At 69.1% G+C, this 20,816-nt stretch carries 17 protein-coding genes; 6 read left to right on the top strand and 11 right to left on the bottom strand.

Features of this window, described 5'->3' with window-relative positions; genetic code table 11:
- Positions 1-3 precede the first annotated feature (3 nt).
- The 3 genes from ASG72_RS19125 (at position 4) to ASG72_RS19115 (ending at position 3,322) form a co-directional block, all read left to right on the top strand.
- Positions 4-915 (top strand): DMT family transporter, encoded by a 912-nt coding sequence (locus ASG72_RS19125; protein WP_156396061.1) that lies wholly within the window; start codon positions 4-6, stop codon positions 913-915.
- 16 nt (positions 916-931) lie between these two features.
- Positions 932-2,071 carry a GTP-binding protein gene (locus ASG72_RS19120; RefSeq protein WP_056716018.1) on the top strand — a complete coding sequence of 380 codons (1,140 nt, stop codon included), beginning with the start codon at positions 932-934 and terminating at the stop codon, positions 2,069-2,071.
- Positions 2,072-2,191: 120 nt separating this feature from the next.
- Entirely contained in the window at positions 2,192-3,322 is a 1,131-nt protein-coding gene (locus ASG72_RS19115) for a GNAT family N-acetyltransferase (protein WP_056716017.1), read from the top strand.
- Here ASG72_RS19115 and ASG72_RS19110 read toward each other — a convergent pair.
- The 5 genes from ASG72_RS19110 to ASG72_RS19090 form a co-directional block, all read right to left on the bottom strand.
- A complete protein-coding gene (locus ASG72_RS19110) occupies positions 3,291-4,910 on the bottom strand; it encodes an AMP-binding protein (RefSeq protein WP_056716016.1) in 1,620 nt (539 codons plus the stop codon). The genes ASG72_RS19115 and ASG72_RS19110 overlap by 32 nt on opposite strands.
- Before the next feature lie 99 nt (positions 4,911-5,009).
- Entirely contained in the window at positions 5,010-5,780 is a 771-nt protein-coding gene (locus ASG72_RS19105) for an ABC transporter permease (protein WP_056716015.1), read from the bottom strand.
- Positions 5,777-6,565, bottom strand: coding sequence for an ABC transporter ATP-binding protein (locus ASG72_RS19100; protein ID WP_056716013.1), 789 nt, complete (start codon positions 6,563-6,565; stop codon positions 5,777-5,779). The genes ASG72_RS19105 and ASG72_RS19100 overlap by 4 nt, the downstream gene beginning before the upstream one ends.
- A gap of 97 nt (positions 6,566-6,662) precedes the next feature.
- A complete protein-coding gene (locus ASG72_RS19095) occupies positions 6,663-7,736 on the bottom strand; it encodes an ABC transporter substrate-binding protein (protein ID WP_056716010.1) in 1,074 nt (357 codons plus the stop codon).
- Between the two features lie 181 nt (positions 7,737-7,917).
- Positions 7,918-8,409, bottom strand: a complete 492-nt coding sequence (locus ASG72_RS19090) for an Lrp/AsnC ligand binding domain-containing protein (RefSeq protein ID WP_056716566.1) — start codon at positions 8,407-8,409, stop codon at positions 7,918-7,920.
- A gap of 94 nt (positions 8,410-8,503) precedes the next feature.
- Between ASG72_RS19090 and putA the strand changes: the two genes are divergently transcribed.
- Positions 8,504-11,617 (top strand): bifunctional proline dehydrogenase/L-glutamate gamma-semialdehyde dehydrogenase PutA, encoded by a 3,114-nt coding sequence (gene putA / locus ASG72_RS19085; RefSeq protein ID WP_056716007.1) that lies wholly within the window; start codon positions 8,504-8,506, stop codon positions 11,615-11,617.
- Positions 11,618-11,651: 34 nt separating this feature from the next.
- Positions 11,652-12,032, top strand: coding sequence for a VOC family protein (locus ASG72_RS19080; RefSeq protein ID WP_244488880.1), 381 nt, complete (start codon positions 11,652-11,654; stop codon positions 12,030-12,032).
- 63 nt (positions 12,033-12,095) lie between these two features.
- Here ASG72_RS19080 and ASG72_RS19075 read toward each other — a convergent pair whose 3' ends face one another.
- The 6 genes from ASG72_RS19075 to ASG72_RS19050 all read right to left on the bottom strand — a co-directional run bounded on the left by ASG72_RS19075 (position 12,096) and on the right by ASG72_RS19050 (position 19,654).
- A complete protein-coding gene (locus ASG72_RS19075) occupies positions 12,096-12,512 on the bottom strand; it encodes a F0F1 ATP synthase subunit epsilon (RefSeq protein WP_056716002.1) in 417 nt (138 codons plus the stop codon).
- A 116-nt stretch (positions 12,513-12,628) separates the two neighbouring features.
- Entirely contained in the window at positions 12,629-14,089 is a 1,461-nt protein-coding gene (gene atpD / locus ASG72_RS19070; protein ID WP_056715999.1) for a F0F1 ATP synthase subunit beta, read from the bottom strand.
- A gap of 78 nt (positions 14,090-14,167) precedes the next feature.
- Complete coding sequence (locus tag ASG72_RS19065; RefSeq protein ID WP_056715996.1) at positions 14,168-15,040, bottom strand: F0F1 ATP synthase subunit gamma; 873 nt, start codon at positions 15,038-15,040, stop codon at positions 14,168-14,170.
- A 104-nt stretch (positions 15,041-15,144) separates the two neighbouring features.
- Positions 15,145-16,674: a F0F1 ATP synthase subunit alpha gene (atpA, locus tag ASG72_RS19060; protein ID WP_056715993.1), complete on the bottom strand. Its 1,530-nt coding sequence runs from the start codon at positions 16,672-16,674 to the stop codon at positions 15,145-15,147.
- Positions 16,674-17,246, bottom strand: a complete 573-nt coding sequence (locus ASG72_RS19055) for a F0F1 ATP synthase subunit delta (protein WP_056715990.1) — start codon at positions 17,244-17,246, stop codon at positions 16,674-16,676. Before ASG72_RS19055 ends, atpA begins: the two co-directional genes overlap by 1 nt.
- 221 nt (positions 17,247-17,467) lie before the next feature.
- A complete protein-coding gene (locus tag ASG72_RS19050; protein ID WP_056715987.1) occupies positions 17,468-19,654 on the bottom strand; it encodes a primosomal protein N' in 2,187 nt (728 codons plus the stop codon).
- A gap of 91 nt (positions 19,655-19,745) precedes the next feature.
- Between ASG72_RS19050 and ASG72_RS19045 the strand changes: the two genes are divergently transcribed.
- A complete protein-coding gene (locus ASG72_RS19045) occupies positions 19,746-20,672 on the top strand; it encodes a tyrosine recombinase XerC (RefSeq protein WP_348271609.1) in 927 nt (308 codons plus the stop codon).
- Positions 20,673-20,816: the final 144 nt, after the last annotated feature.

Raw genomic sequence — 20,816 nt, 5'->3', positions numbered from 1 at the left:
CTCTTGACCGCCCTGCCTGCCGGGTCGAGCCGCAGCGCCGGGCGGATGGGTATCTCGCTGGCGCTGGGCTCGGCGGCGGCCTTCGGCACCAACATCGTCAGCGCACAGCTCGCCGCCCAGGCGGGGCTCAGCGGCCCGCTCCTGGTCTTCTACCGCGTCTTCCTGATGCTGGCGCTGGTCTGCGGCGCCGCGCTGCTCTGGCGCAGCGGCCTCGCCATCCCCGCCGGCCAGCGCCCTGCCGTGCTGCTCTTCGGGCTGACCAGCGCGCTGGTCGGATCGGCCTATCTCTCATCCGTCGCCTTTCTGCCGGTGACGGTGGCCGCCGTCGTCTTCTACACCTTCCCCGTGCTGATCGTGCTGGCCGAGCCGCTGGTCACCCGAGCCCGCTTCAGCCCCGATCGCCTCGTCGTCGCCCTCGTCGCCTTCCTCGGCGTGGCGCTGGTGGTGGGGCCCGATCTGTATGGGCTCGATCCGCGCGGCCTGGCGCTGGCGCTGATCGCCAGCGTCATGGCCGCCGCCCAGTTCTTCACCGCCTCCGCCAGCAACGGCACGCCGCTGATCCCCAAGCTGTTCTGGTCGCATCTGCTGATCCTCCCCGTCACCGCGATCATCCTGCTGGTGACGGGCGGCTTCCTGTCGCCCGGCGCGCTGCTGCTCGCGCCCCTCGCCGTGGCCGTGACGATCGGCGGCTATCTCGTCGGCTTCCTGCTGCAGGTCATGGCGCTGATGCGCGTCGCGCCCGGTGCCGCCGGGCTCGCCTTCTGTGCCGAGCCGGTCTTCGCCGTGGTCATCGCCGCATCGGTTCTGGGAGAGCGGGTCGGGGCGCTGCAATATGCGGGTGGCGCGCTTGTCCTTGCGGCCATCGCGGCCAATGTAATACTAGAACAAAAGCGACGGCCTCTCGCCCCGCTGTGACATCAGAGACACCGCCATGACCGCAGCCGCAACCCGCCCGACGCCGGTCCCGCTGACCCTGCTCACCGGCTTCCTGGGCGCCGGGAAGACCACGTTGCTGAACCGGCTGCTGAAGGACGCGGCGCTGGCGGACACGGTGGTGATCGTCAACGAGTTCGGCGAGATCGGCCTCGACCACCTGCTGATCGAGGGGGTCGAGGACAGCATGATCCTGCTGGAATCGGGCTGTCTCTGCTGCACCATCCGCGACGATCTGATCGTCACCCTCGAGGATCTCCTGCGCCGCAACGACAATGGCCGCATCCTGCCCTTCAAGCGTGTGGTGATCGAGACGACCGGGCTGGCGGATCCCGCGCCGATCCTGAACGTGCTGATCAACCACCCCTATCTCGCGATGCGGTTCCGGCTCGACGGCGTGCTGACCCTCGTCGACGCCGTGAATGGCATGGCGACTTTGGATGCCCATGAGGAAGCCCGCAAACAGGTGATCGCGGCCGACCGGATCGTCCTGACCAAGACCGATCTCGTCGGCTCGACCGAGGCGCTGGAGACCTTGCGCGAGCGCCTCGACGCGCTGAACCCCGGCGTCGCTCTCCTGCCTGCGACCGCGCCCGCGCGGGATCTGATCGGCGCCGGGCTCTACGACCTCGCGAGCCGGCCCGACGAGCTCCGGCGATGGCTCGCCCATGAGCAGCTGGCGGAGCGGCCGGCACCTGCCGATCATGGCCATGGGCATCACGGTCATGGGCATCACGGCCATGATCACGGCCACGGCGACCACGGCCACCACCATGATCACGCGCACCATCATCATGATCGCAATCGCCATGACGCCAGCATCCGCGCCTTCGTGCTGACCGCCGAAGCCCCGGTCGGCGAGGCGACATTCGATCTGTTCTGGACCCTGCTGCGCTCCACCCATGGCTCGAAGCTGCTGCGGCTGAAAGGGCTGGTCGCGCTGCGCGAAAGCCCCGACCGGCCCCTGCTCGTGCATGCGGTGCAGCAGATCCTGCACCCGCCGATCCTGCTCGAGCGATGGCCGGATGGCGATCACCGCTCGCGGCTGGTGATGATCGTCAAGGATCTCGACGAGGCCGTGGTTCAGCGGCTCTGGGCGGCGTTTCTCGGCCGGATGGCGGCGGTACCGGCCGCCTGAGCCCGGCTTCGGCCCGCTTCTTGAACCTTGCCGAGGCGTGAACGCCGCGTGGCGCGCTTTGTGCCGATCCGGCACAGTGATGCCCCGTAGCGGTTCACGGCCGGCAAGAGCGGGACCACGATGAACCAGATCATGATCGCCAAGGGCCAGGCGCGCGGAGCGGGCGCGCCAGCGCCGCAGGACGGGCCCGTGCCGCCGGCATCCGGCCCGCTCTCCACGGAACTTCGCCCGCTTTCGGCCTGTGCCGGGCTGCGCGACGCCTGGGAGGCGCTCGCTTCGCGCGCCCTCGAGCCGAACCTGTTCTTCGAGCCGGATTTCCTGCTGGCCGCCGCGCAGCATCTCATCCCCTTCGGCGAGGTCTGCCTGATCCTCGTCTGGCAGGGCCAGGCGGATGCGCCGCGGCGCCGCCTCGTCGGATTATTGCCATGCGTCCCGAAGCTGCGCCTCTTCGCGCCCGACGAGCTGGTCGTGCTGAGCGACCGGCGCATCGCCTATGGCGCGCCGCTGATCGACCGCGCGGTCGCGCAGGCGGTGATCGAGGCGCTGCTGACGCCGCGACGCGATTGGGGCCCGACTTCGCGCGGCCTCCTGCTCGGCGCCATCGCAGCCGATTCGCCGCTGGTGACGCCCGCCCTCGCCGCCGCGGAACGGCTGGGGCTGAGCGCGAGCCTGCGCCCCGCCCCGCCTTTGCCGCTCCCGGTCGGGATCGATCTCGGGGCCGCGCGGGAAAGGCTTGAGCGGCGCAGCAGCCTCTCCGTGAGCGAAGCCGTCTCGCGCGGCGATGTGCGCGACGCGATGGAGCTGCTGCTGGCCCTGGAAGCCTCCGGCGCATCCGGCCGCGGCGGAAAAGCGGCGCTGCAGGAGACGCGAGAGGTCGGCTTCCTGCGCGCTATGACCCGCGCGCTGGCCCGGCAGCGGCAATGCCGCGTCGCGTTGCTGCTGCTCGACGGCAAGCCGATAGCCGGCGCGCTGCTGCTCGGACGCGCCCGCGCCGCCTGGCTCTATATGAGCGCCGGCGACGATAGCCATGCCGATTGTGCGCCGGAGGCCGTGCTTCTCGCCATGCTGCGGCGGGGCGGCGACCGGCTGATCATGAACGCCGCCGCGATCGAGCCCTCCCGGCCGGAAGGGGCGATGGCGGAGCTGCGCCTGTCGCCGCGCGAGGCGCTGACCCCGCGCGATCTCGCCGGGCGCGCCCGGGCCGCTTTGCGCCGCAGCTTCAGCCGCGCTCCCGCAAGGCGCGCCGGATGATCTTGCCGGTCGTCGTCATCGGCAGATCGTCGCAGAACGCGATCTCGCGGGGATATTCATGCGCCGACAGGCGCCGGCGCACGAAGCCCTGAAGCTCTTCGGCCAAGGCCTCCGAGGCCTCGATTCCCGGCTTGAGCACGATGAAGGCCTTGACGATCTCGGTGCGCAACGCGTCGGGCTTGCCGACCACGGCGGCGAGCGACACCGCCGCATGCTTCAACAGGCTGTCTTCGATCTCGCCCGGGCCGATGCGATAGCCCGAGGAGGTGATGACGTCGTCGTCGCGGCCGATGAAGCGGACATAGCCCTCCTCGTCCTGCACCGCCTGGTCGCCGGTGATCATCCAGTCGCCGATGAACTTCTCCGCCGTGGCTTCGGGGCGGCGCCAATAGCCGAGGAACATCACCGGATCGGGGCTGCGCACGGCGATCTGCCCCTCCTCCCCCGGCGCGCAGGGCGTGCCGTCAGCGCGCAGCACGGCGACCTCATGCCCCGGCACCGCCTTGCCGATGAAGCCCGGCCGGCTGACCCCGATCGCGGCGCAGGAGGCCAGCACCAGATTACACTCGGTCTGGCCATAGGCCTCGTTGATCGTCAGCCCCAGCGCCTCGCGCCCCCAGGCCAGGGTCTCGGCACCGAGCGCCTCGCCGGCCGCGGCCACGGTGCGCAGCCTAAGCGCGAAGCGTTGTGAAGGCCTGTCGACGCTGCGCAGCATGCGCAGCGCCGTCGGCGGGACGAAGGCGTTGCGGATGCCGAGATCGGCGATCAGCCGGAAGGCCTCTTCCGGCTCGAAGCGCGTCACCGGCCGCGCCACCACCGGCACGCCGAAATGCAGCGCCGGCAGCAACATGTTGAGCAGCCCTCCGGCCCAGGCCCAATCGGCCGGGGTCCAGGCGATATCTCCCGGCTGCGGCAGGAACTCGTGGGGGAACTGCACGCCCGGCAGATGGCCCGGCAGCACCCTGTGCCCGTGCAGCGCGCCCTTCGGATTGCCGGTGGTGCCGGAGGTGTAGATCATCAGCGCCGGATCGTCCGGCCCCGTGTCGACGGGCACGAAATCCGGGCTCGCCTCCGCGAGTAGCCGGTGCCAATCCTGCGCTCCGTCCGCCGCGCCATCGACCGAGATCACCAGCCCGAGCTCGGGCAGCGGCTCGGCGATCTGCTTCGCCTTGGCGAGGCCCGGCGCATCGGTGATCAGCACCTTCGCCGCGGCGTCGACGAGCCGGTAGGCCAGCGCATCCACGCCGAACAGCGCCGCCAGCGGCACCGCGATGGCGCCGAGCTTATAGGCCGCGAGATGCGCGGTGAGGACCGCCCCGCCCTGCGGCAGAAGGATCGCGATGCGGTCGCCCCGCTCGACCCCCTGCGCCCGCAAGGCCTGGGCGAGCCGGTTGGACTGTTCCCGCAAGGTGCCGAAGCTCACCGGCGTCACCCGCCAATCCTGCGTCACCTCGATGATCGCCGGCCGGTCCGGCTCGGCCAGCGCCCAGCGGTCGCAGATATCGGCGGCGATGTTGTAGCGCGCCGGAAGGCGCCAGCGGAAATCGCGGCGCAGCGCGGCGTAATCGGCGAGGGGCGGCAGATGCATGGGACGATCGGCGTAGAGCGGGTGGCGAGCGCTCCCTCAGTAGCGCCTTAGCGCCGGCACCGCCACCGGCCGAGGCAGCCCGGCCGGCGCTGGCGGCCCTCAGGCATTGCCCAGCTGCGAACGCTTGGCCCAGCCGGTCATCCGCGCCTCGACGATGTCGACGATAGCGACCAGGAAGACGCCGAGCACCGCCAGCACGATCAGCGCCGCGAAGATCAAAGGCACGTTGAAATCGGCCGAGGCGCGCGTGATCAGATTGCCGATGCCGAGATTCGAGGCGTTCTGCTCGCCGATGACGGAGCCGACATAGGCGAGCGTGATCGAGACCTTCAGCGCCCCGAAGAAATAGGGCAGCGAGCGCGGTATCCCGACCTTGGTCATGATGTCGAAGCGGCTGGCCCCGAGCGCCTTCAGCACATCCTCGGTCTCCGGCTCGATCGTGGCGAGGCCGGTCGCGACATTGACCACGATCGGGAAGAACGAGATCACGAAGGCGGTCAGCACCGGCGGCAGCCAGCCGACGCCGAACCAGATCACCAGGATCGGCACCACCGCCACCTTGGGGATGGAGTTGAAGCCGACCAGCAGCGGGTTCAGCCCGGCATAGATCAGCCGCGACGAGCCGACGAGCAGCCCCAGCGCCAGGCCGAACAGGATCGCCAGGCCGAAGCCGGCGCTCGTCATCCACAGCGTGTGGAAGGCGTTGGTGTAGAGCGGCTTCTGGTATTGCACCAGAGCGGCCCAGATCGCGGAGGGCGGCGGCAGGATGAAAGCCGAGATCGCGAAGACTCGGCAGGCCGCTTCCCACAGCAGGAAGAACCCGATGGTGAACAGGTAGGGCGCCAGTTTCAGCCAGCTCGCGCGCGTCATGCCGCCACCCTCGCCTCGCGGATCTGGCCGCGCAGCTCCTGGACCACAGCCGCGAATTCCGGCGTGTAGGTCAGGTCGAGATCGCGCGGCCGGGCGAAGTCGACCCGGCGTTCGGCGATGATCCGCCCGGGCCTCGCCGACATGCAGAACACCCGGTCCGCCAGGAACACCGCCTCGCGCAGATCATGCGTGACCAGGATCACGGTGACGCCGCGGGCGGCGTGCAGGTCGCGGATCACGCACCAGAGCTCCTCGCGCGTGAAGGCGTCGAGCGCGCCGAAGGGTTCGTCCAGCATCAGCAGCTTCGGCTCGTGGATCAGCGACCGGCACAGCGAGGCCCGCTGCTGCATGCCGCCCGAGAGCTGCCAGGGGTATTTCGAGCCCATGCCCTTGAGCCCCACCGTCTCCAGCAGCATCTCGGCCCGCTCGACATACTCCGCCCTGTTCGCCCGCAGCCGCGCGCGATGCGGCTGCACGATCTCCAGCGGCAGCAGCAGATTCTGCAGCGTCGTGCGCCAGGGCAGCATCACCGGGTTCTGGAAGGCCATGCCGGTGATCTTGATCGGCTCCGTCACCTCGCGGCCGGCCACGATGACGGTGCCGGCCTTGGGCCGCTGCAGCCCGGTCGCCAGCTTCATCAGCGTGGATTTTCCGCAACCGGAGGGGCCGACGATCGCGGCGAACTCGCCCTCGCCTATCCCCAGCGACAGCCCGGCCACGGCCGGCGGACCCTCGCCGCCGCCATAGACATGCGTGACGTCATGCAGTTCGACAAAGGCGCTCACGCGACCTCCGGGATGGCGGGACCGGGGGCCCGCGCCGCAAAGGCGCGAGCCGGCATGGGCCTGCAAGCCGCATGCCGATGGGGGCGAAAGATCGCGCTCAGAGCTTCCGGTCCGCAGGCGCCGGCAGGAAGCTGTCGACGAAGGCGTCGCCCGCCTTGGCCTTGTCCTTGAACGAGAAGGTCAGGCCGATCTGGTCCAGCGCCCTGTCCCAGCGCGCCTTGTCGATGCCGCCGAAGCCGTTGGCCTTGACCCAGGGCGTCACGACATTCTGCTCCAGCGTCATCTTCAGCCGCTCCAGCTCGACCTCGAGCTTGGCGACGTCGTTGCGCTTGATCACCAGCTGCGCCCCGAGATCGGGATTGGCGATGGTCTCCTTGACGCTGCGGGTGATCGCCCTGAGCAGGCCGCGCACCGCCTCCGGCTTCTCGGCCATGAATTTGGGCGAGACCATGATGACGTTGCCGTAGAGCTCCACCCCGTAATCGGCCATCAGCATCACGACGATGTCGTCGACCGGCACGCCGCGCGACTTCAGATTGATGTAGGAGGAATTGGCGAAGCCGAAGACGGCATCGACCTCGCCCGAGGCGAGCATCGGCTCGCGCACGGGAAAGCCGATATTCTCCAGCCGCATCTTGCTGTCGTCGAGCTTGTTGACGGTCTTGAAGATCGGCCATTGCGCGAAGGCGGCGTCGGCCGCGGGCGCGCCGAGCTTCTTGCCCTCCAGGCTCTTCGCCTCGGCGGTGATGCCGCGGCTCTTGCGCCCGACGATGGAGAAGGGCGGCTTGTCATAGACCATCATCACCGCCTTGAGATCGACGGTGGGGTTCTCGTCGCGGAATCGGATCAGCGAATTCACGTCGCCGAAGCCGACATCATAGGTGCCGGAGGCGACCCGCGGGATCGCCTCGCGCGAGCCATTGCCGGTATCGAGCGTGACATCCAGCCCCTCGGCCTTGAAGTAGCCCTTCTCGAAGGCCATCAGGAACAGCGCCGCCGGCCCCTCGAAGCGCCAATCGAGCGTGAAGCGCACCGGCACCTGCGCCTGTGCCGGGGCACTGACCAGGCCGGCGCCGGCGAGCCCGGCAATCGTCGCGAATGTCACGGCGGCGAGGCGCAGGGCGCTCCGGCGGGGCAGCAAGGCGGCGAGATCGGTCAGGGGGCTGGACATCAGGGTCTCCGGGCGGGGACGAAAGTGGCAGCGGCCCACAGCAAGGCTCGTGCCGCAAGCGCGGGGCCCAAACTGAAGCAAGTCACGGAGAGGTCAAGCCAAATTCCGGTGAGGCAGCGATCTTCTGCACAAATTATCGGCAGCGCTTCTCCCGTCATGGGCAGCGTCGCTCCCCTCGCGATCAGACCGGGAGGGCACCATCCGTCTTCACCTCCTCCATCACGGCATAGGTCCGCGTCTCCCGCACGGCGGGGAGAGCCAGCAGCACCTCGCCCAGGAAGCGCCGATAGGCGTTCATGTCGGCGACGCGCGTCTTGACGAGATAGTCGAAACCGCCGGCCACCATATGGCACTCCAGCACCTCGGGGGCGCGCTTGACCGCCGCGGCGAAGCGCTCGAACGCGTCCGGCGTCGTCTTGTCGAGATAGACCTCGACGAACACCAGCAGGTTGAGCCCGAGCTTCAGCGGATCGAGCGTGGCGCGGTAGCCGGTGATGTAGCCGTCGCGCGTCAGCCGCTTCAGGCGCTCGCCGGTGGCGGTGGGCGACAGCCCGACCCGGTCGGCGAGTTCGACGCCGGCGATGCGGCCATCGGCCTGGAGCAGAGCGAGCAGGCGGCGGTCGGTTTTGTCCAGCACCTCATCAATTCCCGTCGAAACATCGATCTGCCTCATTTGATACGGCATCTCGGCCGAGATCGCCAATTGATTCACGCCGGTTTCGGCCTGATGCTTCACATCGTCAATCCTTTCGCATCTCGGAGCCGTCATGGCCGTTCCCGCCCCCTCCGCCGCCCCGGTCCTGCCCCCCTTCCGCGCGCCCTTCGCGGAGGATGACGGCGCGCTGGCGACCCGCCTGCTGGCGCAGGTCAGGCAGGATCCGCAGGCGCGCGCCAGGATCGACGCGCGTGCCACCGGGCTGATCGAGGCGATCCGGACTCGAAAGGTCGGGCTCGGCGGCATTGAGGAGTTGCTGCGGGAATATTCGCTGTCGACCAAGGAGGGGCTTGCGCTGATGGTGCTGGCCGAGGCGCTGCTGCGCGTGCCCGATGCGGCGACGGCGGACCGGCTGATCGAGGACAAGCTCGGCCAGGGCGATTTCGCGCATCACGAATCCAAATCGGACGCCTTCCTGGTCTCGGCCTCGGCCTGGGCGCTCGGCATCACCGCCCGCGTCATCCAGCCCGGCGAGACGCCAACCGGCATCATCGGCGGCCTGGCCAAGCGCCTCGGCGTACCGACCGTGCGCACCGCGACGCGCCAGGCGATGCGGGTGATGGGCAATCATTTCGTGCTGGGCCAGACCATCGAGGAGGCGCTGAAGCGCGCCGGCTCCCGCAGCGGCAAGCTCTACCGCTATTCCTTCGACATGCTCGGCGAGGGTGCGAGGACCCAGGCCGATGCCGACCGCTACTTCGCGTCCTACGCCGCCGCGATCGACGCCATCGGCCGTTCCGCCGGCAATGAGCCGCTGCCGAACCGCCCCGGCATCTCGGTGAAGCTCTCGGCCTTGCATCCGCGCTACGACGCGACGAACCAGGCGCGCGTCCTCGCCGAATTGACGCCGAAGGTGGTGGAGCTCGCGCGCAAGGCGAAGGCCTACGACCTGAACTTCACCATCGATGCCGAGGAGGCCGACCGGCTCGAATTGTCGCTCGACGTGATCGACGCGGTCTTCGCCGATCCCTCCCTCGCCGCCTGGGACGGGTTCGGCCTCGCCATCCAGGCCTATCAGAAGCGGGCTTCCGCGGTGATCGACCATATCGCGGCGCTGGCGGAGCATCACGGCCGGCGCATGATGGTGCGCCTGGTCAAGGGTGCCTATTGGGACACCGAGCTGAAGCGGGCCCAGGAACGCGGCCTCGCCGATTATCCGGTCTTCACCCGCAAGGCGATGACCGATCTGAACTACGAGGCCTGCGCCCGGCAGCTGCTCGGCCTGCGCCCGCGGATCATCCCGCAATTCGCGACGCATAACGCGCTGACGGTGGCGACCGTCGCCGAAATGGCCGGAGACGCCGAGAATTTCGAATTTCAGCGGCTGCACGGCATGGGCGAGGCACTCTACGAGAAGCTGCTGTCGGAGAACGCCGGCTATGCCTGCCGCACCTATGCCCCGGTCGGCGGCCATCAGGACCTGCTCGCCTATCTCGTCCGCCGCCTGCTGGAAAACGGCGCCAACTCCTCCTTCGTCAGCATCTCCGGCGATCCGGACGTGCCGGTCGCCGATCTGCTGGTGCCGCCGGCCGACATCATCGGCCATGCCGGAGCGGCCCGCCACCGGCGCATCCCGCTCCCCGGCGAGCTCTACGGCCCGACGCGCCGAAACTCCGCCGGCGTCGAGCTCGGTCATGCGGAGAGCCTCGAGGGCCTGCAGAGCGAGATCGCAGCGGCGGCCGCGCAAGCCTTCCCCGAGGCCGGTGCGCTGATCGACGGCAGGCTGGAGGGCGAGGCGCCCCGCCCGGTTCTCTCGCCGATCGACGGCAAGCCTATCGGCCATGTCCGCGAGGCTGGCAGCGCGCTAGCCGACCGGGCGCTGCGCGCGGCGCAGGCGGGCTTCGCCGGCTGGAACGCCGTGCCGGCCCGCACCCGTGCCGCTGCCCTGCGCAAGGCGGCCGATCTGATGGAGCAGCGCCGCGGCCTGCTGCTCGCCTTGCTCCAGGCGGAAGCCGGCAAGACCCTGGACGACGCCATCGCCGAATTGCGCGAGGCGGTCGATTTCTGCCGCTATTACGCCGCCGAGGCGGAGGCCAAATTCGCCTCTCCCACCGTCCTGCCCGGCCCGACCGGCGAGGAGAACCGGCTCATTCTGCGCGGGAGAGGCCCGTTCCTCTGCATCGCGCCCTGGAATTTCCCGCTCGCCATCTTCGCCGGCCAGGTCGCAGCCGCTCTGGTGGCCGGCAACAGCGTCGTCGCGAAGCCGGCGCCGCAGACGCCGCTGATCGCCGCCGTCACCGTCCGGCTGATGCACGAGGCCGGCGTGCCGGTCTCGGCCCTGCATCTGATGCCGGGCGACGGGGCGCTCGGCGCCGCGCTGGTCGCGCATCCGCTGGTAGCGGGCGTCGCCTTCACCGGCTCGACCGCGACGGCGCGTGCCATCAACCGCGCTCTGGCGGCGAAGGATGGGCCGATCGTACCGCTGATCGCCGAGACCGGCGGGCTCAACGCCATGATCGTCGACGCGACCGCACTCGCCGAACAGGTGGCCGATGATGTCGTGATGTCGGCTTTCCGCTCGGCCGGCCAGCGCTGCTCGGCCTTGCGCCTGCTCGTGGTGCAGGAGGATGTCGCCGACAAGATGATCGAGATGATCACCGGGGCGGCCTCGATGCTGCGTCTCGGCGACCCGCGCGACGTCTCCGTCCATATCGGCCCGGTGATCGACGCTGCGGCCAAGCAGAAGCTCGATGCCCATGTCGCGGCGATGCGCAGCCTCGGCCGGGTCTGCTGGGCCGGCAGCGAACCCGGACTGCCGGGCACCTATGTCGCCCCGCATCTCATCGATCTCGCGCGCATCGAGGACCTCGACCGCGAGCATTTCGGTCCGATCCTGCATGTGGTGCGCTGGAAGTCGGGCCAGCTGCGCCAGGTCGTGCAGGCGATCGAGGCCACCGGCTACGGGCTGACGCTCGGCGTCCATTCCCGCATCGAGACCACGGTGGCCGAGGTCACCCGCCATCTCTCGACCGGCAACATCTATGTCAACCGCAACATGATCGGCGCTGTCGTCGGCGTGCAGCCCTTCGGCGGCCACGGGCTGTCCGGCACCGGCCCGAAGGCGGGCGGGCCGCATTACCTCCTGCGCTTCGCCACCGAGCAGACCGTGACGGTGAACACCGCCGCGGCCGGCGGCAATGCCAGCTTGATCGCCATGGGGGAATAGGCGCATCCTGACGCGCTTGGCGCGGAGGATGGGCATGGACCGGATCAGCTTCGACCATTGCGTCATCCACGTCTCCGACTGGGAGCGCAGCAACGCCTTCTACCGCGACGTGCTGGGGGCGGAGGTGGTCGCCAATGGCGCCGGCTTCGTCTACCGCATCGGCGCCGTGCAGCTGAACTGCCACGGCCCGGGGCTGCAGCCGGACCCGAAAGCGCGGCTGCCGGTGCCGCCGGGCGGCAGCGATCTCTGCTTCCGCTGGGATGGGCCGATCGACGGGGCCATCGCCCATCTCGAGGCGAGAGCGGTGCCGATCGAACTCGGGCCCGTGCCGCGTTTCGGGCGCGGCGGCCAGGGTACCAGCGTCTATTTCCGCGATCCCGACGGCTCGCTGATGGAGTTCATCAGCTATTTCTGAACGCAAAAGGGCCGCTCGCCCGGCCCTCGGTTTTAGGTCTGTCGGCGTCGCACCGGGCCGCGATCAGGCCGCCCTGCGCTGCTCGAAGACGTGCTTGAACTCGCGCAGCTGCACCAGAACGTCGTGCAGGCGCTTCTTCTCCGCCTCGTCCTGTGTCGCCGCGAGGCGGGTCTCGGCGGTCACGATCTCCTGCTCCAGGACGCTGGCGTTCACATCCTCGATGAAGCGGCCCTGCTCGGCCAGGATCGTCGTGGTGCTGGCATTGACCTCGGCGAGGCCGCCATTCACGAAGAATTCCTTGCCGTTATTATCCGTCGTCTGGACGAAGACGATGCCCGCCTTCAGCGTCGCGACCAGCGGCGCATGGCCGGCGAGGATCGTCATCTCGCCCTCGACGGAGGGAACGATGACGCTGATCGCATCGCCCGAAAACAGGATGCGCTCCGGCGAAACGAGTTCGAACTTGAAGGTCTGTGCCATGGTTCTTTCCTGGCGAAGGGCTGTGGCGGCATGCGCGCGGCTTGAAGACTAGCGCGCGCTCCCGCCGGTCACCCTTCGCGACTCCTCTCCGCCTCGTCCCTCGCCACAGGCTGCGATCAGGCCGCCTCGGCGGCCAGACGCTGCGCCTTTTCGATGGCTTCGTCGATCGAGCCAACCATGTAGAAGGCCGCCTCCGGCAAATGATCGTACTTGCCCTCGACCAGGCCCTTGAAGCCCTTGATCGTATCCTCCAGCGCAACCAGCTTGCCCGGCGCGCCGGTGAAGATCTCGGCCACGAAGAAGGGCTGCGACAGGAAGCGCTCGATCTTGCGGGCGCGGGCGACGGTCAGCTTGTCCTCTTCCGAGAGCTCGTCCATGCCCAGGATCGCGATGATGTCCTGCAGCGCCTTATAGCGCTGGAGAATCTGCTGGACCTGGCGGGCGATCGCGTAATGCTCCTCGCCGACGATCGCGGCCGAGAGCATGCGCGAGGTCGAGTCGAGCGGGTCCACCGCCGGGTAGATGCCCTTTTCGGCGATCGACCGCGACAGCACGGTCGTCGCGTCGAGATGCGCGAAGGAGGTGGCGGGCGCCGGGTCGGTCAGGTCGTCGGCCGGCACGTAGATCGCCTGCACCGAGGTGATCGAGCCCTTGTTGGTGGTGGTGATGCGCTCCTGCAGATTGCCCATGTCGGTCGCCAGCGTCGGCTGGTAACCCACCGCGGAGGGGATGCGGCCGAGCAGCGCCGACACTTCCGAGCCGGCCTGGGTGAAGCGGAAGATGTTGTCGACGAAGAACAGCACGTCCTGGCCCTTGTCGCGGAAATCTTCCGCGACCGTCAGGCCCGACAGCGCGACGCGCATGCGGGCGCCCGGCGGCTCGTTCATCTGGCCGTAGACCAGGGCGCATTTCGAGCCCTCGCCGCCGCCCTTCTTGTTCACGCCGGACTCGATCATCTCGTGATAGAGGTCGTTGCCCTCGCGGGTGCGCTCGCCGACGCCGGCGAACACCGAATAACCGCCATGCGCCTTGGCGACGTTGTTGATCAGCTCCATGATCAGCACGGTCTTGCCGACGCCGGCGCCGCCGAACAGGCCGATCTTGCCGCCCTTGGCATAGGGCGCCAGCAGGTCGACGACCTTGATGCCGGTGACGAGGATCTGCGCCTCGGTCGCCTGGTCGGCATAGCTCGGGGCCGGCTGGTGAATGCCGCGGGTCGCGGTGGTCATGATCGGGCCGGCCTCGTCGATCGGCTCGCCGATGACGTTCATGATGCGGCCGAGGCATTCATCGCCCACCGGCACGGCGATCGGGGCGCCGGTATCGGTCACCGACTGGCCACGCACCAGACCCTCGGTCGAGTCCATGGCGATGGTGCGGACGGTGTTCTCGCCGAGATGCTGCGCCACCTCGAGGACCAGGCGGTTGCCGAGGTTCTGCGTCTCGAGCGCGTTCAGGATCTCGGGCAGCACGCCGTCGAACTGCACGTCGACGACGGCGCCGATCACCTGCGCGACACGGCCGGTTCCGGTGTTGGCGGGCTTGTCTTCGGTCATCTTCTTTACGGCTTTGGCCATGGCTTAAAAACCTCGATGCGCGTTCAGCTTGTCGACAAGGCCTGCGGGCTGGATCGCCGCACGGGCCGATTTAGGCGTTTAGAGCGCTTCCGCGCCGGAGATGATCTCGATCAGTTCCTTGGTGATCATCGCCTGGCGCGAGCGGTTGTAGAGCTGCGTCTGCTTCTTGATCATTTCGCCGGCATTGCGCGTGGCGGAATCCATCGCCGACATCCGTGCGCCCTGCTCCGAGGCGGCGTTCTCCAGGATGGCGCGCAGCACCTGGACGGTCAGGTTGCGCGGCAGCAGCGTCTCGAGAATCTCGCCCTCGTCCGGCTCGTAATCATAGACGGCCTGGGTGGAGGCGGCGGTGGTGGCCGGGATCTCGGCGGGGATGATGCGCTGGGCGGTCGGGATCTGGGCGATCACCGATTTGAACTTCGAGAAGAACAGCGTGGCGACGTCGAACTCGCCATTGGCGAAGCCGGCCAGGATGTTCTGGGCGATCGCCTCGGCATTGACGTAGCCGACCTGCTTGAAGCCGCGCAGGTCGATCAGCTCGATGATGTCCTTCTCGAACTGCCGACGCAGCAGGTCATAGCCCTTCTTGCCGACGCAGATGATCTTGACGGTCTTGCCCTCGGCCTTCAGCGCCAGCGCCTTGTCGCGGGCGAGACGGGCGATGGAGGAGTTGAACGCGCCGCACAGGCCGCGCTCGGCCGTGCAGACCACCAGCAGATGGACCTTGTCCTGGCCGGTTCCCGCGATCAGCCGCGGCGCGCTGGAGCCGCTCACGCCGGCGCCGAGATTGGCCAGCACCGTCTCCATGCGCTCGGCATAGGGACGCGCGGCTTCGGCCGCGGCCTGCGCCCGGCGCAGCTTCGCGGCCGCGACCATCTGCATGGCCTTGGTGATCTTCTGCGTCGCCTTCACGGAAGCGATGCGGTTTCTGAGGTCCTTAAGGGACGGCATCCGGTCTTGATCCTCTACCCGTCACGACGAAAGGCGCAGCGACGAAGCAATCCAGAGCAGGAACGCGGCGGGGCCGTTCGGCCTCGCCGCGCGCGCAATGACGATTATGAGAACGACTTGGCGTAGCCGGCGACGATGTCCTTCAGCTTCGCCGCATTGGCGTCCGAAAGATCCTTCGTCTGGGCGATCTCGGCCAGGAGGTCGGCATGCTTGCCGCGCACAAGCGCGAGCAGCCCGTCCTCGAAGGCGCGGACCTTGTTGACCGGGAGCGGATCGAGATAGCCGTTGACGCCGGCATAGATCACGACCGTCTGCTCTTCCATCTTCAGCGGCGAGAACTGCGCCTGCTTCAGCAGCTCGGTGAGGCGGGCGCCGCGGTTCAGCAGGCGCTGCGTCACCGCGTCGAGATCCGAGCCGAACTGCGCGAAGGCCGCCATCTCGCGATACTGCGCGAGCTCGCCCTTGATCTTGCCGGCGACCTTCTTCGTCGCCTTGGTCTGCGCGGCGGAGCCGACGCGCGACACCGACAGGCCGACGTTCACGGCGGGACGGATGCCCTGGTAGAACAGGTCGGTCTCGAGGAAGATCTGGCCGTCGGTGATCGAGATCACGTTGGTCGGGATATAGGCCGAGACGTCGTTGGCCTGGGTCTCGATGACCGGCAGCGCCGTCAGCGAGCCGAGACCGGCATCCTCACCCATCTTCGCAGCGCGCTCGAGCAGGCGGGAGTGGAGATAGAACACGTCGCCGGGATAGGCCTCGCGGCCCGGCGGGCGGCGCAGCAGCAGCGACATCTGGCGATAGGCGACGGCCTGCTTCGACAGATCGTCGTAGATGATCACGGCATGCATGCCGTTGTCGCGGAAATACTCGCCCATGGCGCAGCCGGCGAAGGGCGCCAGGAACTGCATCGGCGCCGCATCCGAGGCGGTGGCGGCGATGATGATCGAATATTCCAGCGCGCCGCGCTCCTCGAGCACCTTCACGAACTGGGCGACGGTGGAGCGCTTCTGGCCGATCGCGACATAGACGCAATAGAGCTTCTGGCTCTCGTCCGTGCCTTCGTTGATCGCCTTCTGGTTCAGGATCGTGTCGAGCGCCACGGCGGTCTTGCCGGTCTGGCGGTCGCCGATGATCAGCTCGCGCTGGCCGCGGCCGATCGGGATCAGCGCGTCGATCGCCTTCAGCCCCGTCGCCATCGGCTCATGCACCGATTTGCGCGGGATGATGCCGGGCGCCTTGACGTCGACGCGGGCGCGCTGCGTCGCCTTGATCGGGCCCTTGCCGTCGATCGGGTTGCCGAGCGCGTCGACGACGCGGCCGAGCAGCTCCTTGCCGACAGGAACGTCGACGATCGCGCCGGTGCGCTTGACCGTCTGGCCTTCCATGATCTCGCGGTCGGAGCCGAAGATGACGACGCCGACATTGTCGGATTCGAGATTGAGCGCCATGCCGCGCACACCGTTCTCGAACTCGACCATCTCGCCGGCCTGGACCTTGTCGAGGCCGTAGACGCGGGCGATGCCGTCACCGACGGACAGGACCTGGCCGACTTCGGTGACCGAGGCTTCAGACCCGAAGCTGGAGATCTGGGCCTTCAGGATCGCGGAGATTTCAGCGGGGCGGATTTCCATCAGCCGACCTCTTTCATGGCAAGACGAATTGAATTGAGTTTGGTTTTCAGCGAGGCGTCGACCATGCGGGAGCCCATCTTGACGACGAGCCCGCCGATCAACGCCGGATCGACCTTGATCGCGACGTCGACATCCTTGCCGGCGACGCTCTTCAGCGCGGCGCGGATCTCCTCGACCCGCTGGGCGGACGGCGCCTCGGCCACGGTGACCTCGGCGCTGACGATGCCCCTGGCCTCGGCGACGAGGTTCTTGAAGCCCTGGATCATCCCCGGCAGCGCGAAGAGGCGACGCTTGCTGGCGACGAGGCCGATGAAATTGCCGGCGATGCCGGAAATGCCGAGATTGGCGAGGACGGCCCTGATCGCCTTGACCTGGTCCTCGGCCGAGAAGGCCGGGCTCTCGATCAGCCGGCGCAGATCGGCGCTCTCGGCCGCCGCGGCCGTAAACCGCGCGAGATCGGCGGCGACGGCGTCGATGGCGTTCGCCTCGCTCGCCAGTTCGAAAAGCGCGGTCGCGTAACGCCCTGCGACGCCCGAAACCAGTGTCCGATCCTGCGATCCGCCTTCAGCCACGCGTCACGTCTCTCGTTTCAAAGGACCGCCCCGGCGACCCTCTGGCGAGGGCGGAGTGCATCGTCCCGGCGTTGCGATGTGTCGAACTGGCGGATTATCAGCGCTGACGCTCACACCCACCATGAATGCGGGGTGCCCTAGCATGCGTTTTGGAGGGGCGCAACCGGAGTCCGCCGATGCCGGCCGGGCGCTCTGTGCAACTGCGAGAAAGGCGGCCGCGATCACAGGAAGCTCTGGGGATCGACGTCCACCGCGACGCGCACCGAGCCCTTCGGTTTGCCGGCGCGCTTCAGCCAGGCGCGGAGATAATCCTGCAGATTGACCTCCCGCCCGGTTTTCACGATCAGCCGCATGCGATGGCGGCCCCGCAGCACGGCCAGCGGCGCTTCCGCCGGTCCCAGCACGTAGATTCCTTCGGGCGCCTCGGCGCATCGGGCGAGTGCCCGCGCATGCCCCTCCGCCTCCGCCTGGGTGGCGGCGGAGACGATCAGCGCCGCCAGCCGGCCGAAAGGCGGCAGGCCGGCCGCTTCGCGCGCCGCGGTCTCTGCGGCATAAAACCGCTCTGGATCGCCCGAGATCAGCGCCTTCAGCACGGGATGCGTGGGGTCATGCGTCTGGAGCAGGGCCCGGCCCGGCCGCTCGCCGCGCCCGGCCCGCCCGGTCACCTGCCGCAGCACCTGGAAGGTGCGCTCCGCCGCCCGCGGATCGCCCGAGGTCAGGCCGAGATCGGCGTCGATCACCCCGACCAGCGTCATGCCCGGGAAATTATGCCCCTTGGCGACGAGCTGCGTGCCGATGACGATGTCGAATTCGCCGGCGGCGACCGCCATCAACTCCTGCTTCAGCCGCTCCGTCCCGCCGGGAAAATCGCTCGACAGCACGATGCCGCGCGCCTGCGGGAACAGGGTCGCGACCTCCTCGGCCAGCCGCTCCACCCCCGGCCCGCACGCCGCCAGGCTCTCCTGCGCATGGCATTGCGGGCATTCATGCGGGCGCCGTTCGACATGGCCGCAATGATGGCAGACCAGCGCCCGGCGGAAGCGATGGTCGACCAGCCAGGCCGAGCAGTTCGGGCATTGGAAGCGATGGCCGCAATCGCGGCACAGGGTCAGCGGCGCATAGCCGCGCCGGTTCAGGAACAGCAGCGACTGCTCGCCGGCATCCAGATTGTCCTGGATCGCCTTGACCAGCGCGGCGGACAGCCAGCGCCCGCGCTCGGGCTTGTCCTGCCGGAGGTCGACCACGCCGAGCTGCGGCAGGCTGCGCCCGCCGAAGCGCTCCGGCAGCCGGAGATGGGTGTAGCGCCCGCGCTCGGCATTGACCCGCGTCTCGAGCGAGGGGGTGGCGGAGGTCAGGATCACCGGCGCGTTCTCGATGCGCCCGCGCACCACCGCCATGTCGCGGGCGTGATAGGCGACACCGTCCTCCTGCTTGTAGGCGGCCTCGTGCTCCTCGTCGACGATGATCAGTCCGAGATCGCGATAGGGCAGGAACAGGGCGGAACGGGCACCGGCGACGACGCGCGCCTCCCCGGCGGCGATCGCCGCCTGCAGCCGTTCGCGCCGGCGGCCGGTCACCGCCGAATGCCAGAGCCCCGGCCGCACGCCGAAGCGCGCCTCGAAGCGATCGATGAACTGCGCCGTCAGCGCGATCTCCGGCATCAGGATCAGGCTCTGCCGGCCGAGCCTGATCGCCTCGGCCACGGCCTCGAAATAGACCTCCGTCTTGCCCGAGCCGGTGACGCCTTCCAGCAGAGTGACGCCATAGGCCCGCGCCGCGACGCTGGCGACGAGCGCCGTCGCGGCGCTCTGCTGCGCCTCCGAGAGGACCGGCCGGGCGAAATCCGGGTCCGGCAGCGCGGCCACCGCCTCGCGCGGCAGCGGCTCGACGGCGAAGGTCCCGGCATCGACGAGCGCGTCGATCACGGCGGTGCTGACCGCGGCGGCCTCGGCGAGGGCCGGCTTGGCGATCAGCAGCTGCCCCTCCGCCGCGGCGATGGCGCGGGCCCGGGCCGGCGTCATCCGCGCCGGCGGCGGGCCGACCAGCCGCACCCCGAGCTTCGGCCGCTCGGGACCGTCCTCCGGCGGGCGCCGCAGCGCCAGCGCCAGCACCGAGCCCTTGGCCGCCAGCGTATACCAGGCGACCCAGTCGACCAGCTTCATCAGCGCCTGATCGAGCGGCGGCAGGTCGAGTTTGGCGGCGACGCGCTTGAGATTGCCCCCCGGCCCCTCGCCCAGCGCCCAGACCACGCCGACGGTTTCCCGCGGGCCCAGCGGCACCTGCACGACATCGCCCGGCCTGAGCAGCATCCCGGCCGGGATCGCGTAGCTATAGGCCTGGTCGAGCGCGAGCGGGATCAGCACATCGGCTGTGCCGGCCTGCCCGGCCTGTGGGTCCTGCGCATCCATGGCGTGTCTCTAGCATCGATTCGCGGGCTGTTAAGGCAGGAGTGCGAAGCTCCATGCCAGGCTCCGCCAGGCCGACCGGAGGATGGGTTCCATGAGCGATGTCGAGACGCTTTGCCGGGAGTGGCTCGTCCATCTCGGGAGCGAACGCCGGCTGTCGCCCAAGACGCTGGAAGCCTATCGGCGCGATCTCGACCAGTTCACGGCCTTCCTCGAGACCTCGCTCGAGGGGAAGTCCACGCTCGCCGATCTCGCGGCGCTGAAGCCGATCGACCTGCGCGCCTTCCTGGCCGAGCGACGGCGCGGCGGCGTCGGCAACCGCACGCTGATGCGCCAGCTGGCCGCCCTGCGCTCCTTCGCCCGCTTCGGCGAGCGCCGCGGCGTGCTGAAGGCGGCGGCCTTCGCCGCCACGCGCGGCCCGCGCCTCGGCAAGACCCTGCCCCGCCCGCTCGACGCCGCGGCCGCACGGGCGGTGACGCGGACGGAGATCCGCGCCGGCGAGGAGCGCGAGGCCTGGGTGCTGGCCCGCGACGCCGCGGTGCTGGCGCTGCTCTATGGCAGCGGCCTGCGCATCTCGGAGGCGCTGTCGCTGACCCGCGCTCAGGCGCCGCGATCGGCATCCGACACGCTGACCGTCATCGGCAAGGGCAGCAAGACCCGGATGGTCCCGGTCCTGCCGGTCGTCGTCGAAGCCATCGCGACCTATCTCGCGCTCTGCCCCTGGCGCCTCGCCCCGGAAGGGCCGCTGTTCCTCGGGGTCAAGGGCGGTCCGCTCTCGCCGCGGATCATCCAGCTCGCGGTGGAGGGCCTGCGGGGCGCGCTCGGCCTGCCTTCCAGCGCGACGCCGCACAGCCTGCGCCATTCCTTCGCGACGCATCTGCTCGGCCGCGGCGGCGATCTCCGCGCCATCCAGGAGCTGCTCGGTCACGCCTCGCTGTCGACCACGCAGATCTATACCCGCATCGATTCGAGCCGGCTGATGGCGGCCTATGACGCCGCGCATCCCCGCGCCGGACGCTGATCGCACCCGAGCCCACTCCGACGATCCGCCCTGATCCGCCGCGCCGGCGGGCTTCCGCACCAGCGCGAGTCTCCGGCCATAGCCTTGATCCCGCTCCATCGCCGCCGGTAGTGCAGATCGGCGTCAGGTCGGAAACGGCATAGT

The sequence above is a fragment of the Allobosea sp. Leaf344 genome (assembly GCF_001426225.1).
Classification (GTDB): Bacteria; Pseudomonadota; Alphaproteobacteria; order Rhizobiales; family Beijerinckiaceae; genus Allobosea.
Note: the sequence above shows the minus strand (reverse complement) of the source record. Positions and strands in the feature narration are given on the sequence as shown.